The organism is Micromonospora echinofusca (assembly GCF_017614955.1).
Taxonomy (GTDB): Bacteria; Actinomycetota; Actinomycetes; order Mycobacteriales; family Micromonosporaceae; genus Micromonospora; species Micromonospora echinofusca_A.
The window spans coordinates 1-25,172 of record NZ_WVUH01000004.1 but is presented as its reverse complement, the minus strand read 5'-3'; the positions used below and the strand labels follow the sequence as shown (position 1 = coordinate 25,172).

Annotated in this window: 23 protein-coding genes, 3 tRNA genes and 2 pseudogenes; 4 read left to right on the top strand and 24 right to left on the bottom strand. The window is 70.4% G+C overall.

Features of this window, described 5'->3' with window-relative positions:
* From GSF22_RS01395 to GSF22_RS01360, 8 genes are all read right to left on the bottom strand, one after another.
* Complete coding sequence (locus tag GSF22_RS01395) at positions 1-444, bottom strand: MaoC family dehydratase N-terminal domain-containing protein (protein ID WP_208810857.1); 444 nt, start codon at positions 442-444, stop codon at positions 1-3.
* A 120-nt stretch (positions 445-564) separates the two neighbouring features.
* Positions 565-732: a 50S ribosomal protein L33 gene (rpmG, locus tag GSF22_RS01390; protein ID WP_013288652.1), complete on the bottom strand. Its 168-nt coding sequence runs from the start codon at positions 730-732 to the stop codon at positions 565-567.
* Positions 733-862: 130 nt separating this feature from the next.
* A tRNA-Met gene (locus tag GSF22_RS01385) sits at positions 863-935 on the bottom strand.
* 26 nt (positions 936-961) lie between these two features.
* Positions 962-1,034, bottom strand: a tRNA-Thr gene (locus GSF22_RS01380).
* Positions 1,035-1,137: 103 nt separating this feature from the next.
* Positions 1,138-3,663, bottom strand: a complete 2,526-nt coding sequence (locus tag GSF22_RS01375) for a putative bifunctional diguanylate cyclase/phosphodiesterase (protein WP_208810855.1) — start codon at positions 3,661-3,663, stop codon at positions 1,138-1,140.
* Between the two features lie 22 nt (positions 3,664-3,685).
* Complete coding sequence (locus GSF22_RS01370) at positions 3,686-3,895, bottom strand: hypothetical protein (RefSeq protein ID WP_208810852.1); 210 nt, start codon at positions 3,893-3,895, stop codon at positions 3,686-3,688.
* A gap of 576 nt (positions 3,896-4,471) precedes the next feature.
* Positions 4,472-5,314, bottom strand: a complete 843-nt coding sequence (locus GSF22_RS01365) for a class I SAM-dependent methyltransferase (protein WP_208810843.1) — start codon at positions 5,312-5,314, stop codon at positions 4,472-4,474.
* A complete protein-coding gene (locus GSF22_RS01360; RefSeq protein ID WP_208810841.1) occupies positions 5,311-5,622 on the bottom strand; it encodes a hypothetical protein in 312 nt (103 codons plus the stop codon). Before GSF22_RS01360 ends, GSF22_RS01365 begins: the two co-directional genes overlap by 4 nt.
* Positions 5,623-6,245: 623 nt before the next feature.
* Between GSF22_RS01360 and GSF22_RS01355 the strand changes: the two genes are divergently transcribed.
* Positions 6,246-7,316: a hypothetical protein gene (locus tag GSF22_RS01355; protein ID WP_208810839.1), complete on the top strand. Its 1,071-nt coding sequence runs from the start codon at positions 6,246-6,248 to the stop codon at positions 7,314-7,316.
* Between the two features lie 11 nt (positions 7,317-7,327).
* Here GSF22_RS01355 and GSF22_RS01350 read toward each other — a convergent pair whose 3' ends face one another.
* Positions 7,328-7,540: a hypothetical protein gene (locus GSF22_RS01350; protein ID WP_208810837.1), complete on the bottom strand. Its 213-nt coding sequence runs from the start codon at positions 7,538-7,540 to the stop codon at positions 7,328-7,330.
* A 197-nt stretch (positions 7,541-7,737) separates the two neighbouring features.
* Positions 7,738-7,821, bottom strand: a tRNA-Tyr gene (locus GSF22_RS01345).
* Positions 7,822-7,972: 151 nt separating this feature from the next.
* Between GSF22_RS01345 and GSF22_RS01340 the strand changes: the two genes are divergently transcribed.
* Complete coding sequence (locus GSF22_RS01340) at positions 7,973-8,467, top strand: YajQ family cyclic di-GMP-binding protein (RefSeq protein WP_208810835.1); 495 nt, start codon at positions 7,973-7,975, stop codon at positions 8,465-8,467.
* Positions 8,468-8,907: 440 nt separating this feature from the next.
* Here the strand turns inward: GSF22_RS01340 and GSF22_RS34385 are convergent, their stop codons facing one another.
* The 3 genes and pseudogenes from GSF22_RS34385 to GSF22_RS01325 form a co-directional block, all read right to left on the bottom strand.
* On the bottom strand, positions 8,908-9,207 hold the full coding sequence (locus tag GSF22_RS34385; RefSeq protein ID WP_307803670.1) for a pyridoxamine 5'-phosphate oxidase family protein: 300 nt from the start codon (positions 9,205-9,207) through the stop codon (positions 8,908-8,910).
* Positions 9,208-9,275: 68 nt separating this feature from the next.
* Positions 9,276-10,223, bottom strand: a pseudogene (locus GSF22_RS34380) (aminotransferase class III-fold pyridoxal phosphate-dependent enzyme); the annotation flags it as partial.
* Positions 10,224-10,229: 6 nt separating this feature from the next.
* Positions 10,230-10,688, bottom strand: a pseudogene (locus tag GSF22_RS01325) (SidA/IucD/PvdA family monooxygenase); the annotation flags it as partial.
* A gap of 17 nt (positions 10,689-10,705) precedes the next feature.
* Between GSF22_RS01325 and GSF22_RS01320 the strand changes: the two are divergent.
* Positions 10,706-11,047, top strand: coding sequence for a hypothetical protein (locus GSF22_RS01320; protein ID WP_208810829.1), 342 nt, complete (start codon positions 10,706-10,708; stop codon positions 11,045-11,047).
* A gap of 87 nt (positions 11,048-11,134) precedes the next feature.
* On the opposite strand, the gene GSF22_RS01315 is transcribed toward GSF22_RS01320, so the two are convergent.
* The 10 genes from GSF22_RS01315 to GSF22_RS01270 all read right to left on the bottom strand — a co-directional run bounded on the left by GSF22_RS01315 (position 11,135) and on the right by GSF22_RS01270 (position 21,395).
* Positions 11,135-11,677, bottom strand: a complete 543-nt coding sequence (locus GSF22_RS01315; protein WP_208810828.1) for a CYTH domain-containing protein — start codon at positions 11,675-11,677, stop codon at positions 11,135-11,137.
* Between the two features lie 250 nt (positions 11,678-11,927).
* Positions 11,928-13,202, bottom strand: coding sequence for an MFS transporter (locus GSF22_RS01310; protein ID WP_208810826.1), 1,275 nt, complete (start codon positions 13,200-13,202; stop codon positions 11,928-11,930).
* Positions 13,203-13,403: 201 nt separating this feature from the next.
* Entirely contained in the window at positions 13,404-14,285 is an 882-nt protein-coding gene (htpX, locus tag GSF22_RS01305; protein WP_208810823.1) for a zinc metalloprotease HtpX, read from the bottom strand.
* 163 nt (positions 14,286-14,448) lie between these two features.
* On the bottom strand, positions 14,449-15,960 hold the full coding sequence (locus GSF22_RS01300) for an NADH-quinone oxidoreductase subunit N (protein ID WP_208810821.1): 1,512 nt from the start codon (positions 15,958-15,960) through the stop codon (positions 14,449-14,451).
* Positions 15,957-17,465: a complex I subunit 4 family protein gene (locus GSF22_RS01295; protein ID WP_208810819.1), complete on the bottom strand. Its 1,509-nt coding sequence runs from the start codon at positions 17,463-17,465 to the stop codon at positions 15,957-15,959. The genes GSF22_RS01300 and GSF22_RS01295 overlap by 4 nt, the downstream gene beginning before the upstream one ends.
* Positions 17,462-19,417 (bottom strand): NADH-quinone oxidoreductase subunit 5 family protein, encoded by a 1,956-nt coding sequence (locus GSF22_RS01290; RefSeq protein WP_208810817.1) that lies wholly within the window; start codon positions 19,415-19,417, stop codon positions 17,462-17,464. Before GSF22_RS01290 ends, GSF22_RS01295 begins: the two co-directional genes overlap by 4 nt.
* Entirely contained in the window at positions 19,414-19,788 is a 375-nt protein-coding gene (gene nuoK, locus GSF22_RS01285) for an NADH-quinone oxidoreductase subunit NuoK (protein ID WP_307803669.1), read from the bottom strand. Before nuoK ends, GSF22_RS01290 begins: the two co-directional genes overlap by 4 nt.
* On the bottom strand, positions 19,785-20,288 hold the full coding sequence (locus GSF22_RS01280; protein ID WP_208810815.1) for an NADH-quinone oxidoreductase subunit J family protein: 504 nt from the start codon (positions 20,286-20,288) through the stop codon (positions 19,785-19,787). The genes nuoK and GSF22_RS01280 overlap by 4 nt, the downstream gene beginning before the upstream one ends.
* A complete protein-coding gene (locus GSF22_RS01275) occupies positions 20,285-20,887 on the bottom strand; it encodes a NuoI/complex I 23 kDa subunit family protein (RefSeq protein WP_208810813.1) in 603 nt (200 codons plus the stop codon). Before GSF22_RS01275 ends, GSF22_RS01280 begins: the two co-directional genes overlap by 4 nt.
* Positions 20,888-20,951: 64 nt before the next feature.
* Positions 20,952-21,395, bottom strand: a complete 444-nt coding sequence (locus GSF22_RS01270) for an ester cyclase (RefSeq protein WP_208810812.1) — start codon at positions 21,393-21,395, stop codon at positions 20,952-20,954.
* A gap of 153 nt (positions 21,396-21,548) precedes the next feature.
* On the opposite strand from GSF22_RS01270, the gene GSF22_RS35300 reads away from it, so the two are divergent.
* Entirely contained in the window at positions 21,549-24,137 is a 2,589-nt protein-coding gene (locus GSF22_RS35300; RefSeq protein ID WP_208810811.1) for a carboxypeptidase-like regulatory domain-containing protein, read from the top strand.
* A 25-nt stretch (positions 24,138-24,162) separates the two neighbouring features.
* Here GSF22_RS35300 and GSF22_RS01260 read toward each other — a convergent pair whose 3' ends face one another.
* Entirely contained in the window at positions 24,163-25,128 is a 966-nt protein-coding gene (locus tag GSF22_RS01260; RefSeq protein WP_208810810.1) for a complex I subunit 1/NuoH family protein, read from the bottom strand.
* Between the last annotated feature and the right edge of the window lie 44 nt (positions 25,129-25,172).

Here is a 25,172-nt window from a genome sequence, read left to right as displayed (position 1 = left end):
TCAGCCCTCCCCGCGTACGACGAGCTTGGACCAGGCGGTGACCACCGGGGAGCCGGCGGCCGTCACGTCGGTGCGGATGGTCAGGAAGTCGTGCCCGCCCCGGGAGGCGATGTCCTCCACCGTGTTGACGCAGACCAGTTCGTCACCGGCGGTCACCGGGCGGGTGTAGGCGAACCGCTGGTCGCCGTGCACCACGCGGCTGTAGTCCACGCCCAGCTCGGGGTCGTTGATGATCTGCTCGCTGGCGGCCATGGTGATCACCACCGGGAAGGTCGGCGGGGCGACCACATCGGGGTGGCCGAGGCTGCGGGCGACCTCGGGGTCGTGGTACGCCGGGTCGGTCGCGCCGATCGCCGTGGCGAACTCACGGATCTTTTCGCGGCCCACCAGGTAGGGGGCGGTCGGCGGGTAGCTCCGGCCGACGAAGGACGGGTCCAGGGACATGCCGAGAACCTACACGTAACGCACAATCGCCGGTCCGGCGCACAGGTGCGGCGCAGTGCGCGCCCCGTGCGCCGGACCGGCGATGGGAAGTGCGGAGAAGCCGGCCGCAGCCGGCGTCGCTCAGCGGGTCTCGCGGTGAACGGTGTGCTTGCCGTCCCGGGGGCAGAACTTCTTCAGCTCGATGCGGTCCGGGTCGTTACGGCGGTTCTTACGCGTGATGTAGTTGCGCTCCTTGCACTCCACACACGCCAAAGTGATCTTTGGACGGACGTCGGTCGCCTTGGCCACGGCGGGGTGCCTTCCTCGCTAACGGATCAACTACGACGCACCAGCGTAGACCACTGCTACGCAGACACGCAAAGTGGGCGCCAATTGGCGCCCACGGAATCGGCCACCGGGATCGGCCCGGGTCCGAAAGTAGCGGTGGCCGGACTTGAACCGGCGACACAGCGATTATGAGCCGCTTGCTCTGCCATCTGAGCTACACCGCCGTGGGCGGGTCCAGCTGAACCCTTTGAGCCCCCTTACGGAATCGAACCGTAGACCTTCTCCTTACCATGGAGACGCTCTGCCGACTGAGCTAAGGGGGCCTGCGCGATCTCCGTGGAGCCGCGCAGGGGTAAGAGTACACGGCCTCGGCCGGTAGGTGAAATCGGATCCCCCCGCCCCGGCCGGAAACGCCGTATCAGCAGGTCAGGGCACTGCGCGTAGCCGGCGCACGTCGACCGCCAGCAGCGGCTCGACCTCGGCCTGGGCACCGAACCACGCCTCCAGCCGCTCGTACGGCAGCGGACGGCTGAACAGGAAGCCCTGCCCGATCTCACAGCCGATGTCCTGGAGCAGTTCCAGGGTCAACTCGCTCTCCACACCCTCGGCGACCACGGCCAGGCCGAACTGCTGCGAGAGGGTCACCACCGCGTTGACGATCGCCAGATCACTCGGATCGGTGGCCATGCCCTGTACGAAGGAGCGGTCCACCTTCACCTCGTGCACCGGCAGCCGACGGAGGTAGGAGAGCGAGGAGTAGCCGGTGCCGAAGTCGTCGACGGAGAGGCGTACCCCGATCTCCCGGAGCCGGCGCAGGGCCGGCATCGGTCGTTCGGTGCCGTCCAGCACCCCGGCTTCCTTGATCTCGAAGGTGAGCTGTTCCGGCGGTACGCCGTACTCGGCCAGCAGTTCCTCCACCTGGGTCGGGAAATGCTGGTCGGTGAGCGTACGCGCGGAGAGGTTGACCGCGACGGAGAGCGGCTGCTCGGCGTGCGTCCAGTCCCGGCTGCGCCGCAGCCCCTCCCGCAGCACCGTCTCGGTGAGTCGGCCCAGCTGCCCGGTGTGCTCGGCGACCGCCACGAAGTCCTCCGGGGCCACCACGCCGTGCGCGGGATGCTCCCAACGGGCCAGGCACTCCACCCCGACCAGCCGACGGTCCCGCAGCGTCACCTTCGGTTGGAAGTAGACCTCCAGCTCACCGTTGTCCAACGCCCGGCGCAGATCCCCGGCGAGGCCGAGCCGGCGCATCGAGCGGGACTCCAGGGCGGGGTTGAAGAGCTGGATGTTGCCCGGCGTGGACTTGGCGGCGGTGGCGGCCAGGTCGACCCGTTGCAGCAGGGTCGCCGGGTCGCTGCCGTGGTCGGGATGGACCGCGACGCCGACGGCCGTGTCCACGTCGAGGGTGAGCGCGTCGAAGACCATCTCGTCCCGGATCTGCTCCCGCAACTCGGCGGCGAGCGTCAGGGCCGCCTCGGCGTTCTCCACCCGCAGGGTGACCACGAACTCGTCACCGCCGAGCCGCCCGACCAGAGCCGAGGACGGCGCCGAGGAACGCAGCCGGTCGGCCACCTCCACCAGTACCTTGTCTCCGGCGGCGTGCCCGAGGGACTCGTTGACCTGGCGCAGCCCGTCCACGTCGAAGAGGAGTACGGCGACGACCTCGCCCGGGGCCCGGACCCGGACCGCCTCCTCCAGCGCGTTGCTCACCCGCCGTCGGTTGGGCAGCTTGGTCAGGCCGTCGTGGTAGGCGTCGTGCCGGAGACGGTCGACCAGTCGGGAGTTCTCCAGGGCGACGGCGGCGTGCGCCGCGACCGTCTCGAAGATGGGTACGTCGCCCGGGGTGAAGTTGCCCATGTCACCGAGGCGGTTGGCCACCTCCAGGGTCCCGATCACCGCCTGGCCGGACCGCAGCGGGGTGACGATGACGTCCTTCACGCCGGCCTGCCGCAGCTCCGTGACCAGCTTCTCGTCACCGCCGAGCCGGGCACCCACCGCGACCGTCCGCCCCTCGCAGGCCCGTTCCCGCACCACTGCCGGGGTACGCGCGAAGTCCAGCAGACCCGAGTCGTCTACCCGGGCGGTGAGCAGGACCTCCAGGTGCCGCCCCTGGGCCGGCAGCCAGAGGGTCGCGCACTCGGCCTGCATCAGGGCGCGGACCCGACCGAGCAAAGAGTCGGCGAGGGTGCCGTCGTGGCCGCTCTCGGTGATCGCCCGGGTGAGTTCGTAGACGTCGGTCAGCGTGCTGTGCTGCCGGAAGACCTGCGCGTAGGAGCGGTACACCTGGACGAGGGCGACCACCAGCGCGGCCAGCAGGAACAGCGACCACCAGGTGGTGTCCAGGGCGATCAGCACGACCAGACCGATGGCGACGTTGACCGCCACGGTGATCAGGTTGGGCATCGCCGTCCGCAGGACCTCCCAACCGGCGGGCACGCCCTGCACCAGGGAGATCACCCCGACCACCGAGGCGAGAGTGACCAGGGTCACCGTGGTCACCCCGGCGAACAGGGCGAACCAGGTGGCCGGGCCCACCCCGACCATCGGTGGGAAGGCCAGCAGGACCAGGGAGGCGAGGGCGGTGGCCGCCGCCGCCTTGGCCACGTTGAACCAGATCTTGACCATGCCCAGCCGTCTGCGCAGCTGGGTGATCAGCGCGGCGAGCGTGGCGACCAGCACCACGGTGAGTGGTGGAAGGAAGAAGAACGCCAGGACGAGCGGAATCTCACTGAGAGTGACCGCCATCGCCTGGCGACGAATGATGAAGTAGAGCGCCGGGATCTCGGCCGCCACCATCAACGCCAGCACAAGGGCGGCAACCAGCCACTCACCGTACGGGTCGTCACTGAGCAGGCCGAGGCCCGTCGAGCAGATCACGGCAAGGAGCGCCAGCGGGCCGGTGATGAGCCAGGCGTACTCCTCTGACCGCTTCCGCGGCGCCTTTCGGCCGGCCATCGCGCTCCTTAGAACTCCGCGATTATGTGTTCACGCCCGTCACCGACTCGGCGAGCGAGTCCATCTGGGGCGACGACACGGCTGGTGGAGTGGCCCAGTCGAAGCCGAACGCCCAGTCAAAGCCCGTCGTGCTCCCCGAGGTGATGCTCTCGCCCAGTGTGGCAGCGGAGACGACCACGGCGGCGAGCATCAGGAGCGAGCCAAGCAGCCGGCCCAACCTTCGACCAGACATCTTTGCTCCTGTCAGAAGGGTGTCAGCGGGATGGTGGAGTGTCACGATCCTGCCACAGCCAGCGGAAGCAGCAAAGCGCTGGAAAGGCTCGCGGCCACACGTTGACGAGGTCAAGCCGTTCGGCGGGCAGCGGTTGCCTGCGAGGGAAGTGCAAGTTGCACGATCATCCCCCGTTTGCCTTGCGGATTCCGCTTGAAAGAACCTTTCTCTTCAAGTTCACTCACTGCCCAAATACGCCTCAAAAGGACGCAGGATTCCAGGCGGACAATCAGGACTATTGCCGCGCACCTGCCAGGCGATCATGTGAGCGCCAACCGACCGGCCACGCGTCCAGAATCCCAGAAGGTGACAACACCTCGCGTTGATGTCGCACCTCCTGACCCCGCCGACGCCACCCTCCCGGCCACTCCCGGTCCCGTCCGGCATGCCGCAGGCACGCTGGATCCGCCGGGAGACATCATGAGGCGGGGGACCGACAATGTGGCGGGACGAACCATTCGACGAATGCGTGCCCGAGGAACAGGTCCCCACCGTCACGCCCCTATCGACCCGTACCGCACCCCTGTGGTGGATGGCTCAACGCCGGGCATGGACCAGGAATTCGCCGTCGCCGCCGCCGAGCGGTTCGCCACCCCATCCGCCGTCAATGCGGGCAACGGAAAATCCGGCCAGTCGCAACGACTCGCGCAGTTCCTCCTCGGTTCGGAAACGGAGCGTCGACACGCTGCGTAGCGTTTCGCCGGCGGAATCGCCGGCACCCTCGTCGCTGGCTTCGTCCGTGGTCTCGCCCGTGGTCTCGTCGGCGAACCGGAAGTGACGGGTGAAGGTCACCGTGCCGTCCCGCACGTCGTCCACCGCCGTCCAGGTCGTGACCACGCCACCGTCGGACAGGGCCAGGCGACGACGGGAGTCACGAGGATTCCAGCGCTCCCAGCAGCGCGCCGCAGGATCACGCGAGTCGAACACCAGCCGACCACCCGGCACCAGAGCACGCCGCAGGTCACCCAGGACGGCCGCCCACTCCTCGTCGTTCACCAGACACTGGGCCACGTGGCTGGTGAGGACGGCCACGTCGAAGCAACATGACGGAAGGAGCACAGAGGCACCTTCGATCCACCGCACCCGCTCGGCGCCCGGCTTCGTCCGGGCAAGATCGAGGGAGGCGCGGGCCGGATCCACCCCGGCCACCCGGTGACCGGCCGCCGAGATGGCGAGGGTGAGCCGGCCGGTACCGCAACCCAGGTCGAGCACGCACGCGCCGGGGAGCCCGTCGACGGCCGACGCCTCGTTCTCCGACTCCGCCACCGCAGCGAGGAAGTAGTCGTCGTCCGGGCCCCAGGGGCACTCAACGTCGTAGACACGTGCCAGCCGGGGATCGTTGAACTCCGCATGCCACGCCAGCGGGAGGGCCCGCCTCATTCTGATCGGCCAGCGGCTGGGCGCGGCGACCTGACGTCGTGCGCATCGGTGGGAGGTACCGCCGGTTGCGTCCCGATCGTCGGTACGTCACTGTCCCTCGTCCACCGGGATGGCTGGGGCTCTGCGGGCAGCCGGACGAGCCGCTTCACCGACCACCACCGCCGAGAAGGCGTACCGTCCGGTGGGTTGATGGCGATCCGCGCCAACAGGACCATCAGTGCGATCGATGCGGCGAGGATCAGCAGGGGAATCGCCAGCTCGGCGACCACCACGACCAGGAACACGTAGATGTTCACAACGACCAGCATGAGCCGCCTGGCCATGGAAGGTAGTAGGACAGGTCTCATCCCAAGCCTCGTCGATCCAGTTCAGTAGTACCGGAAGCAGAGGTGACGGGTCCCGAAGCCCGGTTGTCAGGCGCCCGAGCGGCGGAGGACCGGCGAGCCGTCGCGTCTGCGTGGCGGGAATGCCAAGCGGCCGAGCGGGAGGGTCCCGGTACCGCAGGCAGTAACCGCTTCCCGGCCGTTCGGCAGCCCAGCACCCGGTCGGCGCCTTCGATGGCGTGCCGTACTGCCAACGGGTCACTACCATTCCGAGCGAGGCGGACAGGGCACACCCCGCTGACGCCAGGACGGGATCAGCCGGACCGGGCCGGACCAACGACTACGGCCCCTGACCGGCATTTCTGCTGGTCAGGGGCCGTAGTCGCACCTGGTGGCGGGTAGAGGATTCGAACCTCTGTAGCTTTCGCGACGGATTTACAGGGCATCCGCGATCTTGGTTGGGCCACCATGCTGACCTGCGACTTCGATCCGACGAAGCGGCACCGACGCTGAGCGTGCCCACTATCCGCCCACTGCCCACAACCTGCCCACGCGAAGTCCCGTTGCCGCCTGGCCTCCACTCGCCCATAGAGGGCAGGCTCTACCCCGTGGAAAACACCCGCGAACTTGAGTCCCTCATCTCGGCTGCCGTTGGCCGACTGCAAGCGGGTGACACCCCTGACGTCGCCTACATACGCCTCGCCTCGACCGGAGGCGACGTGCGCTTGACTGCGGTGGCGGTCTGCGCGGCCTGCGGCACCAGCGTCAGCGAGGCAGAGCAGCGGTTGCTGGGGTACAGCGAACTCTTCGACGAGGTGTCGCCCGGCGAGGAGAACATCATCGGTGAAGTCCTGGAGGTCGCAGGGTACTTCGATCACCGGGTCGAACTGGACGAGGCCGGCACCGAAATTGCGAAGGTGCTTCAGGAAGCGCTCAGGGCCGCTGGCCCGGCCCCAAGCGGCTTGGCTCACAACGTTCATAGGTGGATGACCGCAAGGAAGCTGCCGCAGGCATTCCTCTCGATCGAAGCTCTGTGGAGCAGACGCACGCCGAAGAACGCAGAGGTCTTCTGGGCTCATATGGCGAACGCAGCCCGCCTCCTGGCCGACAGCAAAAGCCCCGGATTCGCTGAAGCTGCCGAGCGTTGCCAGGACCGGTTGCACGACTGTGAAGAGGCGCTTGCCAGCCTTCAGGACGCCGCCACCCTGTGGAGCGTCGGTTCCGCCACCGCAGCCGATGTCATCGAGGCCGCCTGCGACTGCCTTACGGCCGGCACAGACAGTCCTACCCTCCGGATCGTCGCCGGCATCTCGCCCAGGAAGGGCAGCGAGAGTGATGAACTGCGGCGTTGGCTTGAAGACGCCCTCGCCGAACTCTCGCTCACCTACTACCGGGAGGGCAGCAAAGAGGGCGAAGAGGAAGCCCTCCGGATCATGGCCCGCCGACTGCTCGCAGGGACCATCACACCTCGCGACCTCACGTCCTGGGCGTACCGGTTCATCACCTGGGAGGGCACTCCCCTGGCAGACGAGCTGATCGCCCTTGAGAACGCTTACGGCTACGTAGATGTCGTCTATGAGGGACACAAACACACCAGCACCACCGCCGAGGATCTCGACGCGGACGTGATCGCTGAGGCCCGACGCCTGATCGGCGACACCACAGCCGAGAACGACTGAGCCACGAACGCTCATCCGAGGGCGTCGCCGATCTTGTCGTTGACGGAGTCCTCTCCCCCGTCGATGCAGTTCGCGTAGACGCGGAGCAAAACGGCGACGCCATGACCCAGACGCCGGGCAACCTCGGTCGGCGGTACGCCGGCATTCAGCCAGAGCGAGGCCGCCGCGTGCCGCAGGTCGTACGGTCGGCGGACGAGAGGCGAGGCGACCTGCGATTCAGTCAACGCCCTCTCCCGGGCGAGCTTCCACCACCGGTCATAGGCCTACCCGGACTCTCCCGAGCCGCCAGGACGCCGCTGGGCCGGCCTAGATCAACCTGCCCACTGGGAGCCGTAGAGGACCGGATTCAGCCGGACCGGGCCGGAACAACGACAACGACCCCTGACCGGCATTTCTGCTGGTCAAGGGCCGTTATCGCACCTGGTGGCGGGTAGAGGATTCGAACCTCTGTAGCTTTCGCGACGGATTTACAGTCCGCTCCCATTGGCCGCTCGGGCAACCCGCCAGGGCGTACCTCCGCTGTGGTGCCGCGGTGGCGAGAGCAAGGATAGCGGTTGCACCCGGCGTCGGCGCAACCGGGTACGGTCAGGGTGTCGTACCGCTGATCACGCGGTGGGCCGGACATGTAAACGTCGCCAGACAGCAGGAGCATCAGCATGGCAGCCAACCCGTCGTTCGACATCGTGAGCAAGGTCGACCGGCAGGAGGTCGACAACGCCCTCCGCCAGACGGAGAAGGAGCTCTCCACCCGCTTCGACTTCCGCGGTACGGGCGCCGAGATCTCCTGGTCGGGCGAGGAGGGGGTCAGCCTCCAGGCGGAGACCGAGGAGCGGGTACGCGCCGCGCTGGAGGTCTTCAAGGAGAAGCTGGTCAAGCGGAACATCTCGCTGAAGTCGCTGGACGCCGGCGACCCCCGCTCCTCGGGTAAGATTTTCAAGATCGACTGCAAGGTCATCCAGGGCATCGACTCGGACAAGGCCAAGGCGATCAGCAAGAAAATCCGCGACGAGGGCCCGAAGGGCGTACAGGCGCAGATCCAGGGCGACCAGCTCCGCGTCACCGGCAAGAAGAAGGACGACCTCCAGGCGGTCATCGCACTGCTCAAGGCCGAGGACTTCGGCGTCGCTCTCCAGTTCACCAACTACCGCTGACGTCGCGCCGGGATGTGCCCGTGACCAGCAGCGGAACCAGCCGCCAAGCTCGCGGGCACAGGTTCGGCACAACCCGCCCCAACGCGCCACCCGCAGTCCGGCCGACGTCGACCGGACCAACGACAGGTCGAGCAGGACCCAGGGTGGTGTCGACCGAATCCGGCCGGTGCCCGACGCTACGTCTCCGGGTGAGGTTCCCCCGACAACCCGAAGGGTTGGTAGGCAGGCTGGCGCCTGCCGAACTACCGGGGGAACCACCGTAAACGTTCGTGGTCGCCACGCTGGACACGACCACCCGGCGTCAGTCGGCCTCCGGCTGGCCGGAGATCAATCGAGGACCGGGGTCTGCGGCGACCGCTCGTAACCGGTCAGCTCCACCGATCTCGCCATCGGTACGCGGTACCACGTCTGTGGCGCGAATCGCCAGAAGCGGCCTGTGCCTACCTGCCGCCCGGCTCCTCCTCCCAATGGGTGGTCGACACGCCGGTCAACACGACGAAGTCGTGCCCGTCGATGAAGCCGATACTCACCCGTGGCTCGATCAGGAGGTTGCCGATGCTCTGGTACATGTAGTTTCCGGAAAAGTCCGGGATCTCGAACAGGTTCGGCGCGACCTCGCGGATGAACCCAGGATCCCCGCTACGGGTCGCCGCATCGAACTGGCCGCCAGGGTTCGCGGTGCCCACGAACACCAGCGGGGCCCGGCACAGCAGTGCGGCATCGGATCGTGTGATCGACACACCGTGTGTCGCGGTCCCCCGCCTGGGCGGCGGCGCCGGCGCCGCCACTTCCTGGCGAGACTCTCCAGGCCGGCGGCGAAGGCCAGTTGGTTGCCCCGGAACGTGCCGACGTGCGCCCCGGGATCCCAAACATCGAGGGCCTGGTCGAAGAGGATCACGGAAGCCGGGAAGCCTGCTCCGAGAGCCTTGGACAGCAGAACCACATCCGGCTCGATTCCGTACCGCTCGAAGGCGAACCAGTCGCCGGTCCGCCCCCAGCCCGTCTGGATCTCGTCGACGATCAGAGGTATACCGAGGAAGCGCGTGATCTCGCGCAGGCGAACGGCGAAGTCGAGCGTGGCGGGTACGGTGCCACCCTCCCCCTGGACCATTTCGACGATCACCGCCGCCGGTGGCTCGAACCCGCCGTGGCTGTCCGTGAGCGTGGACTCCAGAAGAGCGATGCAATTGGTGTCGCAGGTGTCGGGGCTGAGCCTGATGGGACACCTGGCGCAGTAGGAGAACGGCATGAAGTGCACGCCGGGCATCTGGTTGCCCACCCGCAGCTTCGGCGCCACCAGACTTGTCAGAGCCATGGCTCCCGCCGTGCAGCCATGGTAGGAGCCCTGGAATGCTACGACGTTCGCCCGCCCCGTGGCGGTCTTGCACAGCTTGACGGCCGTCTCGACGGCATCTGCTCCGGTCGGCCCACAAAAGTGGATCTTGAAGCGTTCACGCATGCCGGGCGGTAGCTTGCCCAGCACAGCGTCCTAGAAATCCCTCTTGATCGGCGTCGGCAGGTCGAGACCATGGCTCAGGAGACCCAGCTGCCGCTCCACCGCCTTGACCACCCGGGGATGGCAATGTCCGAGCGCCAGCACCCCTGCGCCGCTCAGGAAGTCTATGTACCACTTACCTTCGATGTCCTGGATGAGGCTGCCTTCGCCCCTACTGATGGCGATCGGGAGGCCCCGGGGGTAGGTCCGTGCGCTCGACTCGACCTCGTCCTGGCGCCGGAGGAAATCCTCGTTCGGCATGCGCCCTCACCTCGCGGGAGTAAGACGTGATGCGAGGGAGTCCGCGATCTCCCGGGCGAGCAGGGCGAGCAGGCTGAAGGATCCGGCGTCGCCCATACCGTGGGTGGTCTCGCAAAGACCGTTGAGATAGATCAGCGGTGACTGCGGAGCCGCCAATTCCAGCCGGTAGTCCCTGGACACGCTGGCCTGTCCGTCCTCCGGCACGGCGACGCCGTCCCGGATACCGTTCAGGACACCGGGAAGGAACTCACGGGCACCACGGTCGTCCGTACCGAGATCCCGGAAACCGGTCGCGAGCAGCACCAGATCGACGTCCAGGAACCGGCCGCTCCCGGTGTGCGGATCGGTCAGTTCGAGTCGCACGCCGTCGTCGGCCGGCTCGCAGGACGCGATGTCGGCGCACCGGTGGATCGACGTGTGCTGGATCCCGCCGAGCCGGTCCTCGTAGAGCTGCTGGTACAGACGGAGAACAACGCGCCCGCGTGTCCTCCCGTCGTGAGTACATTACGCCCTGCCAGGAGATCGGCTTCTGGGACAGTCTCACCCGGCCGGACCTGACGATTCTGTTGGACATCTCCCCCGAGGTCGCGGCGGCGCGCAAGGGGGAACTGTCGCCGAACGAGTCCGGGAAGCACGACGGCACCCCTGAAGGGGGCATCTCGGGATTCAACGCGTTCCAGTCCAGGGTCCGCAGCGAACTGAAGGCGATGCTTGCCGAGGATGGCGGATCGGTCGCCATCTCGACAGACCGACGTTCCCGTGAGGAGACGGTGGACCTGGTGCTTCAGAACATCCCGGGCGACTGGCTCAACCGGAGGTCGTAGCGGCAACGCTGGAGAAACAAGCAGCCACCGCCACATCGAGGTTCCGCGAGACCCTCGGACGTGGCGGTGGCTGCCGCCTGCGCCGGATCAGAGATCGCCGAACCGGAGCTCGGCATGGGTGAACAGGTCGATGCCGTAGCGCGCGTAGATCTTCACCGTGTTCTCCCCGGTCAGCGACTCCTCCGGGATGTCGAGCAGGGCGGCCACGCGCACGACCTCGTCGCGGGAGCCTGCCTCGATCTCCAGGTACGGGGGGATCATCGGCCACTCGTCGATCTCCAGTCGGGCGCCGTCGAGCTCGAAGCTGGTACGCCGGTTCTCCTGGTACGACCTGGCGGTGAAACCGAGCCGGCCCAGCAGCTCGTTGGTCGTCTCGAACTGGTCGACGCCGACCTCCACCTCGTCGGTGCCGTCGATCCCGTCGTGGGCGATCTCCTTCACCGCCAAGGCCACGCCCGCCCCGGTGTCGCGCAGACGGATCCAGCGGCTCTCGTCGCCGGGCGTGATGTCGTAGACGTAGCGACGCTGGAGCAGAGTCTCGCCTCGTCGTTGCCCGCCGCGGGAAAGGATCGACGCGGTCATCTGGGCCGAGTCGATGTCGAGGACCTTCGCCTCGAATTCGGTCGACAACGTAAGGCTCCCTCGGGAATCGGGTCACCGGCTGAGCCGTTCCGAGCGGTTACAGCCCAGCGGCTGCGGCAGACCCGTGACGGATGGACGCGGGGGCTCCGGGTGAACACTGTCGCACCTGGACCTGAGGCACCGAACGGGCTCCCCACCATGCTGTCCTACCCCGCAGGGATCGCGTTGTCCAGCCGCACCCCGGCTCCGCCCGCCGCCGGCGAAGCACATGACCGGGGACGGGGCTGAGGGTGGAGAGTCAGGCCAGGTCGGTGGCGAGGGACTGCTCGACGCGTACCGCTGAATTCTGCTCGGCGCGGGCGATGGACCCGGTGGGTCGCGCGGCGACCCCGGCCGCGACGGCGACCGCGACCCCGGCGAAGACGAACGCCCACGGTACGCCGCCGGCCCGGTCCACGATGAGGCCGGCGACCGCGCCCCCGGCGGCGCTGGAAGCGACCGCGACGGTGACCACCCAGGTGTACGCCTCGTTCAGCATGGTCGCGGGTGCGATCCGGCCGACCATGGTGTTCTCCAGGGTGAGGGCCGGGGCGATCAGCGCGCCGCCGACGACCAGCGCCGCCCCGAGGGTGGCCGGGGTGGGCATCACGGCGAAGACCCCGAAGCTGACGGCGACCCCGGCGAGCAGCAGGGCGAACTGCCGGGACATGTTCCGGGCCGGGCGGCGGGTGCCGAACCAGAGCCCACCGACGGCGCTGCCGATCCCCCAGACGGCGAGCAGGATCCCGGCGAGGCTGTCGGCGTCCGCGCCGGCCCGGTAGCCACTGGCGAACGCCGGTACGGTCACCCCCGCCGCGCCGAAGGCGAGGCCGAGCCCGGCCACGCAGAGCAGCAGTGCCGGGAAACCGGTCACCCGCAGCGGGCCGAGACCCTTGGCGTGACCGCTGGTGGGGTGCGGTCGCCAGGCCCGCATCACCCGGCCGAGGGCCACCGCGACGGTACCGGCCAGAGTGACCACCGCCGACCCGAGCAGTGCCGCCTTCGCGTCGGCGACCAGCACGAAGAAGGCCACCAGCAGGGGGCCGATGACGAACACCACCTCGAAGAGGGTGGTCTCCGCCGCCAGCGCGGTGTTCCGCAGCGGGTACCGGCCGGAGGCGGGATCGGTGAGATCGTTCCAGGCTCCCCGGATGGCGGCGGTCAGCGGCGGGTACGTCGCTCCTGCGATCCCGCAGGTCAGGTAGATCAGCCAGAGGGTTTCCGCGCCGGAGCGGTTGGCCAGCAGGAGGCCGGCGAGGGCGAACGGATGTGTGACGGCGGTGACCAGGAGCACCGGGGTCGGTCCGACCCGGTCGGCCAGCCGTCCGGCGATGGGGCTGATCGCCGCCCCGGCGAGGGCGTACACGCCACCGGCCACGGCGGCCAGGGCGTACCGCCCGGTGGCCTGCTCGACCACGAGCAGCAGGGCGAGCGGGGTCATCCCGATGCCGAGCCGGGCGAGCAGCCCGGTGACCAGGAGCATCGGTGCCCCGGGAATCCGCCAGACGCCCAGGTACTGACGCAGCGCGGTCACCGGCGACCCCCTCGGGTGTGTAATGGGTGGAAGACGTGGTGACCCTAACGCCGTGACAGGTCGGGGTTGAACCGGTTTCCGCCTCGCGGTTAGCGGCCTCACACTTCCACCCGGCGGCCAGCGGACACACGATCGTCCGCCCGCGACCTCCTACCGGTCACGGGCGGACGACGGTGGGTATGCGCGACCGGGCCGGAGGAGTCAGCGCTGGAAGCGCACCGGGCCGGTGTTCGCGGCCATCTCCTCCAGCCGGCGGACCCGGTCCGCCATCTGCGGGTGGGTGGAGAACAGGTTCGCCACCGCACCGCCCCGGAACGGGTTGTCGATCATCAGGTGGGCGGTGCTGGTCAACTGGCCCTGGGCGGGCAGCGGTCGCCGCTGGGTACCCATGTGGATCTTCCGCAGCGCGCTGGCCAGCGCAAGCGGGTCCCCGGTCAGTTGGGCGCCCGAGGCGTCCGCCTGGTACTCCCGGCTCCGGCTGATCGCCAGCTGGATGACGGTGGCCGCGATCGGGCCGAGGATCAGGGTGAGCAGCAGGACGATCGGATTCGGCGCGTCCTCGTCGTCCCCGCCACCGAACGGAATGAACCAGGCGATGTTCGCCAGCATGGTGATGATCCCGGCGAGACCGGCGGCCACGCTGGAGATCAGGATGTCCCGGTTGTAGACGTGGGACAGCTCGTGTCCGATCACACCCCGTAGTTCCCGGTAGTCCAGGATCTCGGTGATCCCCTGGGTGACGCAGACCGCCGCGTTGGCCGGGTTCCGGCCGGTGGCGAAGGCGTTCGGCTGCGCGGTGGGGCTGACGTACAGCCGGGGCATCGGCTGCCCGGCCTGGGTGGCCAGTTCCCGCACCATCCGGTACAGCTCGGGGAACTGTGCCTCGCTGACCGGTTGCGCCCGCATCGAGCGGAGTGCGAGCTTGTCGGAGTAGAAGTAGGTGAAGGCGTTCATCGCCAGGGACACCACCACGGCGATGACGAGCCCGCCGCTGCCGCCGAACCAGTAGCCGACGCCCAGGATCAGCGCGGTGAGCAGGCCGAGCAATGCGGCGGTCTTGAGTCCGTTTCTGTGGCTGTGCACATTCACTCCTTCGGTGCACGGGCCGCGTAGGGCCCGTCGACCGGTACAACAGACCGGTACCCCACCACCATCCACCTAATGACTGTGAGTTACCTGGGAGTGGCTGGCGGAGTGTTAAGAAGGGGCCCTTCCTATACCGAAAGCGATAGGAAGGGGCCCTTCCTTACCAGCGGGTGGCGTCGAGGAGCAACTGCGGCGCGAAGCCGAGCACGACGGCGGCGAGGGTGGTGAGGGTGAGCGCGGCGGCGACCGGCCGGGGGATGACCGGACGGTCCGCCCCGGTCACGACCGGCCCGCCGGAGGTGGCCACCGGAGTGGGGGCGTAGAGGGTGGCGGCGAGGCGGAGGTAGTAGGCGAGGCCGATCACCGCGTTGACCGCGACCACCAGGGCCAGCCAACCGGCACCGCCGTCCAGCAGGGCCCGGACCACCACCACCTTGGCGAAGAGCCCGGCCAGCCCCGGGGGCAGCCCGGCCAGCCCGACCAGGGCCAGCACCAGTGCGGCGCCGACCAGCGGGTGCCGGCGACCGGCTCCCCGGTGGTCGGCGATCGTGCCGCCGTCGGCACCGACCGGGCGCAACGCCACCACCGCCGCGAAGGCGGCCAGTTCCAGCACGACGAAGAGGACCGCGTACGCCAGGGCCGCCGCGACCGCCGTGTCGCGTACCGCGCCGGTGCGGCCGGCGGTGAGGGCGAGCACGCCCAGCGGGGCGAGGATGTAGCCGGCCTGGGCCACCGAGGACCAGGCGAGCAGCCGGACCGTCCGCTGCTGGCGCAGGGCCACCAGGTTGCCGACGGTCATGGTGGCCACGGCCAGTACGGCGAGCACCGGGCCGGTCCGGGTGGCCGGCAACGGCCCCTGCACCACGGCGAGCAGCGCCACCACCCCGCCGAACTTGGAGGCGGTGGAAAGGTACGCGGCGACCGGCAGGGGTGCGCCGTCGTAGGTGGCCGGCGCCCAGGCGTGCAGCGGTACGGCGGCGACCTTGAAGGCCAGGCCGAGCACGAGCAGGGTCACGGCGACGGTGGTGAGCGGGTGGTCGACGGGCACGGCGCCGGCAGCGGGTGGCGTACCACCGGTGAGGACCGGACCGAGCCGGGCCAGGTGCAGGGTGCCGGTGGTGGCGTGCAGCAGGGCCGCGCCGAGCAGGGTGACGCTGGTGGCGACCACACTCACCACGAAGAAGGTGACCGCCGCCTCGGCGCTGGCCTGGCTGCCCCGACGTAGCCCCACCAGCACGTAGAGCGGCAGGGTCAGCGTCTCCAGGGCGACGATCAGGGTGATCAGGTCCCCGGCGGCGCCGAGTACCACGCCGCCGGTCATCGAGCAGGCCAGCAGGAAGCAGTACTCGCCGGTCGGGGTGGGACCGGCCCGCAGGGCGGGGGCGGCCAGCGCCAGCACCCCGACGGTGAGCAGCCCGAAGACCACGGCGACCAGGGCGCTGCGCCCACCCGCGAGGTAGGAGCAGCCGTCCGCGACGCAGAACGTGGACCGGGTCTGCCGGCCGGCGAGCAGCGCGACGAGCACGGTGGCGACGGCTCCCGCGCCGGCCACGGCGAGCGTGGCGCCGCGCCGGGCCAGCAGCAGGTCGGTCAGCAGCACGAGTACGGCGGTGCCGGCCGCCGCGTACGCCGGCAGCAGGGCCAGGTGGTCGATGCTCTGCACCACGCTCATCGCGACGTCACCCTCTCGACGAGTGCCTGGACCGGGTCACCGGCCATGCCGAGCACCAGACCGGGGGCCAGGCCGATGACCAGGGCGAGCAGCACCAGCGGGGCCCAGGCGGCGAGTTCGGTGCGGGCCAGTGCGGCGCCCAGCGGGGCGACCGCCGGGGTGGGCCGGCCGTGGGTGACCCGGCGGAGCAGCCGGAGCAGGTACGCGGCGGTGAGTGCCCCGCCGACGGCGGCGAGTACCGCCAGGGTGGTCCAGAACGGGCCGCCCACCTGGACGGCGGCGACCACCGCGAACGCCTCGCCCCAGAAGCCGGCGAGGCCGGGCAGCCCGAGCGAGGCGACCGCCGCGAAGGCGAGCAGTCCGGCGAGGCGGGGCGCGGTCTCCCGCAGCCCGGAGAGTTCGGCGAGCAGCCCGGTGCCGGTCCGGTCCTTGACCGCCCCGGCGAGGAAGAACAGCAGCCCGGTGATCACCCCGTGCGCGATGTTGCCGATCAGGGCGGCCTGGAGGCCGGTGGCGGTGAGGGTGGCGACACCGAGCAGCACGAAACCCATGTGCCCGACGCTGGAGTACGCGATGAGCCGTTTCAGCTCGTCCTGGGCGAGGCAGACCAGCGACCCGACGAGGATCGCCGCGACGGCGAGCACGCCGAGCACCGGGGCGGCCCAGCGGGCACCTTCCGGGGCGACCCCGACGGCCACCCGGATCAGACCGTAGGTGCCCATCTTGAGCAGTACCCCGGCGAGGACGACGCTGCCCACGGTGGGCGCCTGGGTGTGCGCGTCGGGCAGCCAGGTGTGCAGCGGCCAGAGCGGGCTCTTCACCGCGAAGGCGAGGGCGAGCAGGGTGAACGCGGCGAGTTGGGTGCCCCGGGACAGTCCGGTGCCGCCGGTCAGGGCGACCAGGTCGGCGGTGCCGGCGGCGGTGACCACGGTGAACACCCCGACCAGCAGCAGCACCGAGCCGAGCAGCGTGTACAGGGCGAACTTCCGGGCCGCCCGGCGCCGGTCGGCGCCGCCCCAGCCGGCGATCATCGCGTACATGGGCAGCAGCACGACCTCGAAGAAGACCAGGAAGAGCACCATGTCCAGGGCGAGGAAGGTGCCGAGCAGGCCGACCTCGACCACCAGCAGCAGGGCGACCAGCAGCCGGCCCGGCCCACCGTCGGGTACCCGCCACAGCGTGTACCCGCAGCAGAGCAGCACGAGCAGGGCGGTGAGCACCACCAGCGGGTACGAGATGCCGTCCACGCCGAGGTGGAAACGCAGGTCGAGCCCGGGTACCCAGGGCAGGTCCACCTGATGCCAGGGGCGGATCGCAGGCGACTCGGTGGTGTAGGCGAACCAGCCCCGGTCGCCGGCGGCCAGGGGCAGGGCGGCCAGCAGGGTGAGCGCGGCGAAACCGGTGCCGACCGCCCGGGCGGTCCGGTCGGCGCGGGCGGGTAGGGCGGCGGTCAGCAGCGCCCCGAGCAGTGGCAGGGCCAGGACCGCAACGAGCAGGACGGTCACGCCGCACCTCCGGTGAGCAGGACGGCGGCGAGGCCGAGCAGCAGCACCCCGGCGAGCAGTACGGCGACGGCCCGGGGCAGGGCCGCCCGGTGCAGGGCGGCCAGTCCCCGGCCGAGCCCGCCGGTGGCCCGGCCGGTGCCCTCGACGAGGCCGTCGACCACCACCTCGTCGCCGCGTCGGGCGAGTCGGCCGAGCGCGCGCACGGGGCGTACCACGAGGGTGTGCTGGAGGTCGTCGAGCCGGAACGCCCGGGCGAACACCGGCCGCAGCGGCCCCAGGTGGTCCGCCGGGTCGGCGGCCGGGTCGCGGCGCCACATCCACCAGGCGCCGCCGGCCCCGACGGCGAGCAGCACCAGCGGGAGCAGCAGGCCGGGGCCGACGTGGTTCAGTTCGCCGCCGGCCGCGAGGGGGGCCGGGCCGGCGCCGGAGGTGAGCCGGTCGGTGACGGCGGGCAGGAAACCGGCCAGGCCGAACAGGGCGGCCGGGACCGCGAGCAGCAGCACCGGCCAGCGCATCAGGGCCGGCGGGTCGTGCGGGTGGGTGTCCGGCAGCCGGGGGTCGCCGAGGAAGGTGCGCAGCAGCAGCCGGGTGGCGTACCAGGCGGTGACCGCGACGCCGAGCAGCCCGGCCAGCCAGACCAGCCAGCCGACCCAGCCGGGGGTGGGGCCGGCGCCGTGCCGGGCCGCCTCGGCGACCGCGAGGATGCCGTCCTTGCTCCAGAACCCGGACAGGGGTGGCACCCCGGCCAGGGCGCCCAGGCCGACGACCGTGCACCAGAAGATGACCGGCATCCCCCGGCGCAGCCCGCCCATGGTGGACATCAGGGTGCTGCCCACGGCGTGGATGACGGCCCCGGCGGCCAGGAACAGCAGCGCCTTGAACGCGGCGTGGCTGAGCAGGTGGAACAGTGCGGCCGGCGGGGAGCCGACGGCGAGCGCGCCGGCCAGGTACCCGATCTGGGAGACGGTGGACCAGGCGAGGACCCGTTTCAGGTCGTCCTGGGCGGTGGCCGCGAACGCGCCGAGCAGCAGGGTGACCGCGCCCATCACGCCGAGCACGGTCAACGCGACGGGGGCCTGTTCGAAGAGCGGGTAGAGCCGGGTCACCGCGTAGATGCCGGCGGCCACCATGGTCGCCGCGTGGATCAGCGCGGAGATCGGGGTGGGGCCGGCCATCGCGTCCGGCAGCCAGGTGTGCAGCGGGAACTGGGCGCTCTTGCCGGCCACCCCGGCGAGCAGCAGCAGACAGGCGGCGGTGAGGGTACCGGTCGGATGGTCGTGGGCGAGCACGTCGGCGATCCGGAAACTGCCGGCGGAGACGCCGAGCAGCGCGATGCCGAGCAGGAAACCGACGTCACCGACCCGGGTCACCAGGAACGCCTTCATCGCCGCCGCCGGGGCCTCCGGCAGTCGACGGTCGTGGGCGATGAGCAGGTAGGAGCAGATGCCCATCACCTCCCACCCGACCAGCAGCATGATCAGGTCACCGGCGACCACGACCAGCAGCATGGCGGCGGTGAAGAGGCTGATCTGGGCGGCGTAGGGCGGGTACCGGTGGTCGACGTCGAGGTCGACGTCGTCGGGTCCCCGGTGCAGGTAGGCGACCGAGTAGACCTGCACGGCCAGGGCGACCGCCGCGACCGCCACCGCGACCAGGGCGGCGACCGGATCGAGCCGGAAGCCGAGGGTGACCGACAGGCCACCGAGGTCGACCCACTCCCGGGACGTCTCGACCGGACCGTCCACCGTGACCAGCAGGGCCAGCGCGACGAGCAGGGCACCGGCCGCGCCGGTGAGCCCGAGGGCGATCGCCACCGTCCGGGCCCGGTCGCCACCGTCGACCCGGCCCCGGCCCCGGGTGCTGCGGCGTTGCGGCGCGGGCGGCAGCAGCAGCCCGACCAGGGCGGCGACGAAGGGTACGGCGGGCAGCAGCGGTCCGAGTACGCGGGTCACGCCTGCACCACCTCGTCCGCACCGGCGGTCGTCGGCTCGGGGTCTGCGGGTGCCGGTGACCCGTCGGCCCCGGCCAGGGGGATCGCGTCGACCGCGACGGTGGCCCGCAGCCGGTAGAGCTGAAGCACGATGGCCAGCCCGACCCCGATCTCGGCGGCGGCCAGCACGATCACGAAGAGCGCGAAGACCTGCCCGCCGTGCGGGAGCGTGGCGCGGACCGTGGTGTCGGTGGTGACCAGGACCAGGTTGACCGCGTTGAGCATCAACTCGACCGCCATCAGCACCAGGACGGCGTTGCGGCGGCGCAGGACGCCGTACACGCCGAGGCCGAAGAGGAGGGCGGCGGTGACATACGGGACGACCGGTCTCACGGGCGCCGCCCGATCTCCGGTCGGGAGATCACGATCGCGCCGACCAGGGCGGCCAGCAGCAGGATCGACAGCAGCTCGAACGGCAGTACCCAGGAACCGAAGACGGCCGAGCCGAGCCGCTCGGCGGTACCGGCCTCGGGCAGGTCGACCCGGGTCCAGCGGTACGCGTCGACCAGCAGGACGGCCAGACCGAGGCCGCTGCCGCCGCCGACGAGCGCGGCCGGCCAGCCGGGCCGGTCCAGGTCGTCCGAGGCACCGATCGGGGCCCGGGTCAGCATCACCGCGAAGAGCAGCAGCACCACCACCGCACCGACGTAGATCAGCACCTGCACCCAGGCGACCAGTTCGGCGGTGAGCACCAGGTACAGCCCGGCCAACGCCCCGAGGCAGACCACCAGGTAGAGGCCGGCGCGGACCAGGTGTTTCGTCGTCACCACCAGGGCACCGGCACCGACGGCCAGCGCCCCGAGGGCGACCAGCAGGACGTCCGCCCCGGTCACGACGCCTCCCCACCGGCGGCGGGGCCGGGCTCGGGGCGTACCCGGGCAGCAGCGGGACGGGCGGCGGACGGCGCGCCCGGCGCGGCCTTGCGCGCTGCGGTGGTCTCCTCCTTGGCCGGCTCCCCGTTGCGGTCGTGCGCGGGTGGTGGTGGCACGGTGGCCATCCACTCGCCGAGGTGCTCCTTGTCGTGCAGCAGGTCGCGGATGTCGTACTCGGCGTACTCGAACTCCGGCGACCAGTAGAGCGCGTCGAACGGGCAGACCTCGACGCAGATGCCGCAGTACATGCAGAGCGAGAAGTCGATGTCGAAGCGGTCCAGGACGTTCCGCTGCCGGGGACGGGCGGCGCCGGGGACCGCCACCTCCTCCTTGTGCGAGTCGATGTAGATGCACCAGTCCGGACACTCCCGGGCGCAGAGCATGCAGACCGTGCAGTTCTCCGCGAGCAGCGCGATCACCCCGCGCGAGCGGGGCGGCAGTTCGGGGGCGACGTCCGGGTACTGCTGGGTGGTGGCGCGGCGGGTCATCGTCTTGAAGGTGACCGCCAGCCCCTTCGCCAGCCCTTCGCCGGGAAAACCCCGCTCGCTGCGCTCGGTCATGGCGTTCATCCTGCCCTGTGCCCCCGGCGTACGCGACCACCACCCGGCACTTCGCCGTGGCTCCTCAGGCGTGACCGCTGCCGGGTGGCGGGGGCAGCAGTGGCGGGGGCAGCAGCTCCACGCCGAGCTGCTGGAGGAGTTGGAACAGTTCGTTGACGCTCCACACGTCGCTGATCAGTCCGGCGCCGTCGAAGCGCAGGAACGTGGCGCCCGAGTAGCTGACCACCTGCCCGGTCGGCGGTACCGGGCCGAAGGTGCCGAGCTGGGTGCCGGCGGCCCGCCAGTGCAGGGCGACCCGGCTCCCGGCGGCCACCAGGTCGACGATCTTGTAGCGCAGGTCGGGAAAGGCCGCCCGCAGGTCACGGTGCCAGGCGAGGACCGCCGCCGGGCCGCTGCCCCCGCCCGGTCCCGGGCAGTCGGCGGCGACCAGCTCGTACGCCGAGTCCTCGCGGTTGCCGTTCCACACGTCGGCGACGAACCGCCGGGCCGTGGTCTCCACGTCGGTCATCCGGCGCAGCCTAGGCGACGTTCGGCCGGTCAGGGCGGTGACCCCGGAATCGGGGCGGTGCCGGAGTTGAAGATCGACTACGGTGGGCCGACCCAAGGCTGGCCAGGCCATGCAACAGTGCTTTAAAAATCGACCCCAATCGAAGGGACTCAGATGCGGGGTAGCACCCGGCGACGGCTCGCCCGTCTGCTCGTGGGTATCGTCACCATCAGTCTGCTGACCGCCCCCACCTCCGCCCAGGCCGCCGAGACACCGGTCATCCAGGGCACCATCACCGACCTCGACACCCGCCAGCCGGTCGCCGGGGCCTGCGTCGCGCTGCTGAGCACACCCCTCGCCGTCGACCACGAGACCTGCACGGACAGCCTCGGCAGGTACGTGTTCCACAGCCCGGTCACGTTCAACCGCTACTGGGTACGGGTCCGGGCCACCGGGTACGCGGAGCGGTGGTACCCCCGGGGCGGCGACTTCGGCAGCGGAGCCTTCGTCTACCCGGACACCACCAACCCCACCCGGGCCGACCTCGCGATCACCCGGTACGCCGGCACGCTCCGGGGCCGGGTGTTCCGACAGGACGGATCGCCGGCCGCCATGGTCGAGTTACGGGCGCACCGGGTGGGCGGCCTCTCGCCCGACAATGTGGTCTCCGCCCGCGCAACGATGGACGGCCACTACCGCTTCTCCAACCTGCCGCAGGGCAGCTACCAGATATCCGTCGTCGGTGACGGGTACCCGGGGCAGTGGTTCCCGGGCGCCGCCAGCCAGAGTACGGCCGGGACCTACCAGGTCACCGCTGGCGGCGAGATCGTGCTCGACGAACGTTTCCGGGCGGTCGAACCGATGCCGGTGGCGAGCCGGGGCACCCTCACCGGCCTGGTCCGGGACGCTGCCACCGGCGCCGGGCTGCCCGGCGTCTGCCTCACCGTCTACGAGTTCCCGTGGTTCCTCGCGACCGAGACCTGCACCGACGGCACCGGGCGCTACCGGACGGCGCTACGACCCAACCTGGGCTCGGGATACCGGGTGGTTCTCCAACGTCCGGGGTCGGCCCCGGTCTGGGCGCCGAGTTCGGCGACCGTGGACGGATCGGCGCTCTACCAACTGGCCATCGGGCAGACCGCTACCGCGGATGTGCTGGTCGGCGACGGTCCTCATGCGGGGGCTTCGGTGGCCGGTCGGATCATCGACTACACCGGTGGACCACCCGTGGATCCGGTTTCCGTGTACGCCCAGGCGATAACCGCTGGCTGGCAGGTGACCGTCCCGGTCGCTGCGGACGGCTCGTACCGTCTCCCCCGGCTACCAGCGGGGGACTACCGCTTCTCCGCACGGGTCGAGCGCCCCACCACGGGCGGGTCCCGCGCGAACGTGACCCAGTGGTTCCCGCAGCGTTACACGGCGGCCGAGGCCGAGAAGGTGTCGCTGGGCGACGGCCAGAACGTGACCCGGGACGAGGTCCTCCGCGCCCCGGCCGCGCTTGAACTCACTGTGCTCGACGACACCACCGGCGCGCCGATGACCGACATCTGTATGGCGGCCAACGGCGACGTCCGGTGCAACGCCACCGACGGGAAGTACCACTTCCCGTGGCTCTGGTACCGCACGGTCGACGCCAAGACCGAGGGCGTCGAGCCGGAGTACTTCGGACAGCAGCTGACCGGGCTTCCGGTCGTCGCGGGTGAGACCACCCGCCGGACCGTCCGGCTCAAGCCGGGGGCGGTTCTGCGCACCCGGATCGTGGAACGCTCGGACGGAAGTCCGGTACGCAACAGTTGCATCTATGCGGTGTCCGCAGCTCCAGCCGGGCAACTCCCGGGCCCTGCCGTCGCCCACTGCTCCGACAACCTCGGCGAGGTCGCCATCGGCCCGTTGCCTGCCACCGCCGTGCACCTCTTCGCCGCCGGGGCACTGTCCGCCTCGTCAAGGACGCTAGGAGCGCAGTGGGTCGGCGCGACCGGTGGGACCGGAGACCGCCGCGAGGCGGTGGTCTTCCAGGGGACGGTCGGGGTGGACACCACCATTGCGGAGATCCGGCTCGATCGGGCGGGCACGGTCACCGGCACCATCACCGACCAGGCAACCGGGGCGCCCCTGGCGGGCTGCGTCGAGGTGTACGGCGGGCACCCCGACCTGCTCGGCGCTGATGGCTCGACCTGCGCCGGGCCGGACGGCCGGTACATCTTCGTCGATCTCGGGCCATACCGCTGGCCGTTGCGCTTCTTCGGCCGAAACACCGGGACGTACGCGGCGACCTGGTCCGGCCCGGCGACCGACCGGTATACCGCCACCCTGATCCAGGTGACCGCCGACTCGACCCGCCAGTACGACATGGCACTCGGCCCGGAAGGAAAAATCCCGCTCACGGTCACCAACGCACCAACCCAGTGGACCGCCCAGGCATACCACCCCACCACCGGTGACCTGCTCGCCACCGCCACCCCCGAACAGCCCCACCTCGGCGGACTCAACACCGGCCCGGTCTACATCCGCTACACCACCGGCACCGGTTCCTGCTGGTACACCCGCACCGTCACCACCGGACCACTGCGCCGGATCGTCCGCACCCACACCGTCCAGGTCACCGCCGGCCAGACCACCACCCCGGTCACCATCACCCCCGGCACCACCTGCACCACCAGCACACCCCGATTCGGCACCGTGACCGCCACCAGCGGTACGGCCGGCACGGCGAGGACCGCACCAGCGGTCACCCGCCGCCAGACGTCCCACCTGGCCCGCTAGCGATGCAGCGCCGTACGGGTGGTGCTCAGTCCAGCGCCACCCGTACGGCGGCGGTGAGCACGAGTTGGCCGAGCGCGACCGGTACCAGCACCAGCCAGCAGAGCCGCTGCAACTGGTCCTCGCGCAACCGGGGGTACGCCACCCGGAACCACATGACCACGAAGGACACGGCGAAGACCTTGAGCAGGGTCCAGAGCCAGCCCAGGTACTCGTCGCCGAACGGGCCCTGCCAGCCACCGAGGAAGAGCACGGTGGTGAGCGCGGCGATCACCACGATGCCGACGTACTCGGCGAGCAGGAAGAACGCGAAGCGCAGCCCGGTGTACTCGGTCAGGTAGCCGAAGACCAGCTCGGAGTCGGCGATCGGCATGTCGAACGGGGGGCGCCGGATCTCGGCCAGCCCGGCGACGAAGAAGACGAACAGCGCCGGGGCCTGCCAGAGCAGCCACCACGGCCGCCACGCCTCGACGATCCCGGGCAGGCTGAGCGTGCCGGCCGCCATCGCCACGCTCGCGGCGGCGAGCACCAGCGGCAGTTCGTACCCGAGCAGCTGGGCCGCGCCACGCAGCCCGCCGAGCAGGCTGTACTTGTTGGCCGACGCCCACGCGGACATCAGGACCGCGACCACGCCCACCCCGACCACGGCGAGCACGAAGAACAGGCCGATGTCGAGTGGCTGCCCGACCAGGTCACCCGGGCCGAGCGGGATCACCAGCAGGGCGAGCAGGTAGGGCACCAGTGCCACCACCGGGGCGAGCCGGAACACCGCCCGGTCCGCCTCGCGCGGGGTGACATCCTCCTTCTGCACGAACTTGATGCCGTCGGCGACGAGCTGGGCCCACCCGTGGAACCCACCGGCGTACATCGGGCCGAGCCGGCCCTGCATGTGCGCCATCACCTTGTGCTCGATCTGCCCGATGACCAGCGGCAGCACGAGGAAGGCGGCGACCACGGCCACCACCCGCACGGTCAGCTCCAGCCAGAGCGGCATCAGGCGCTCCCTGCGTCGGTTCGGCGGCCGGGCCGGGCCGGGCG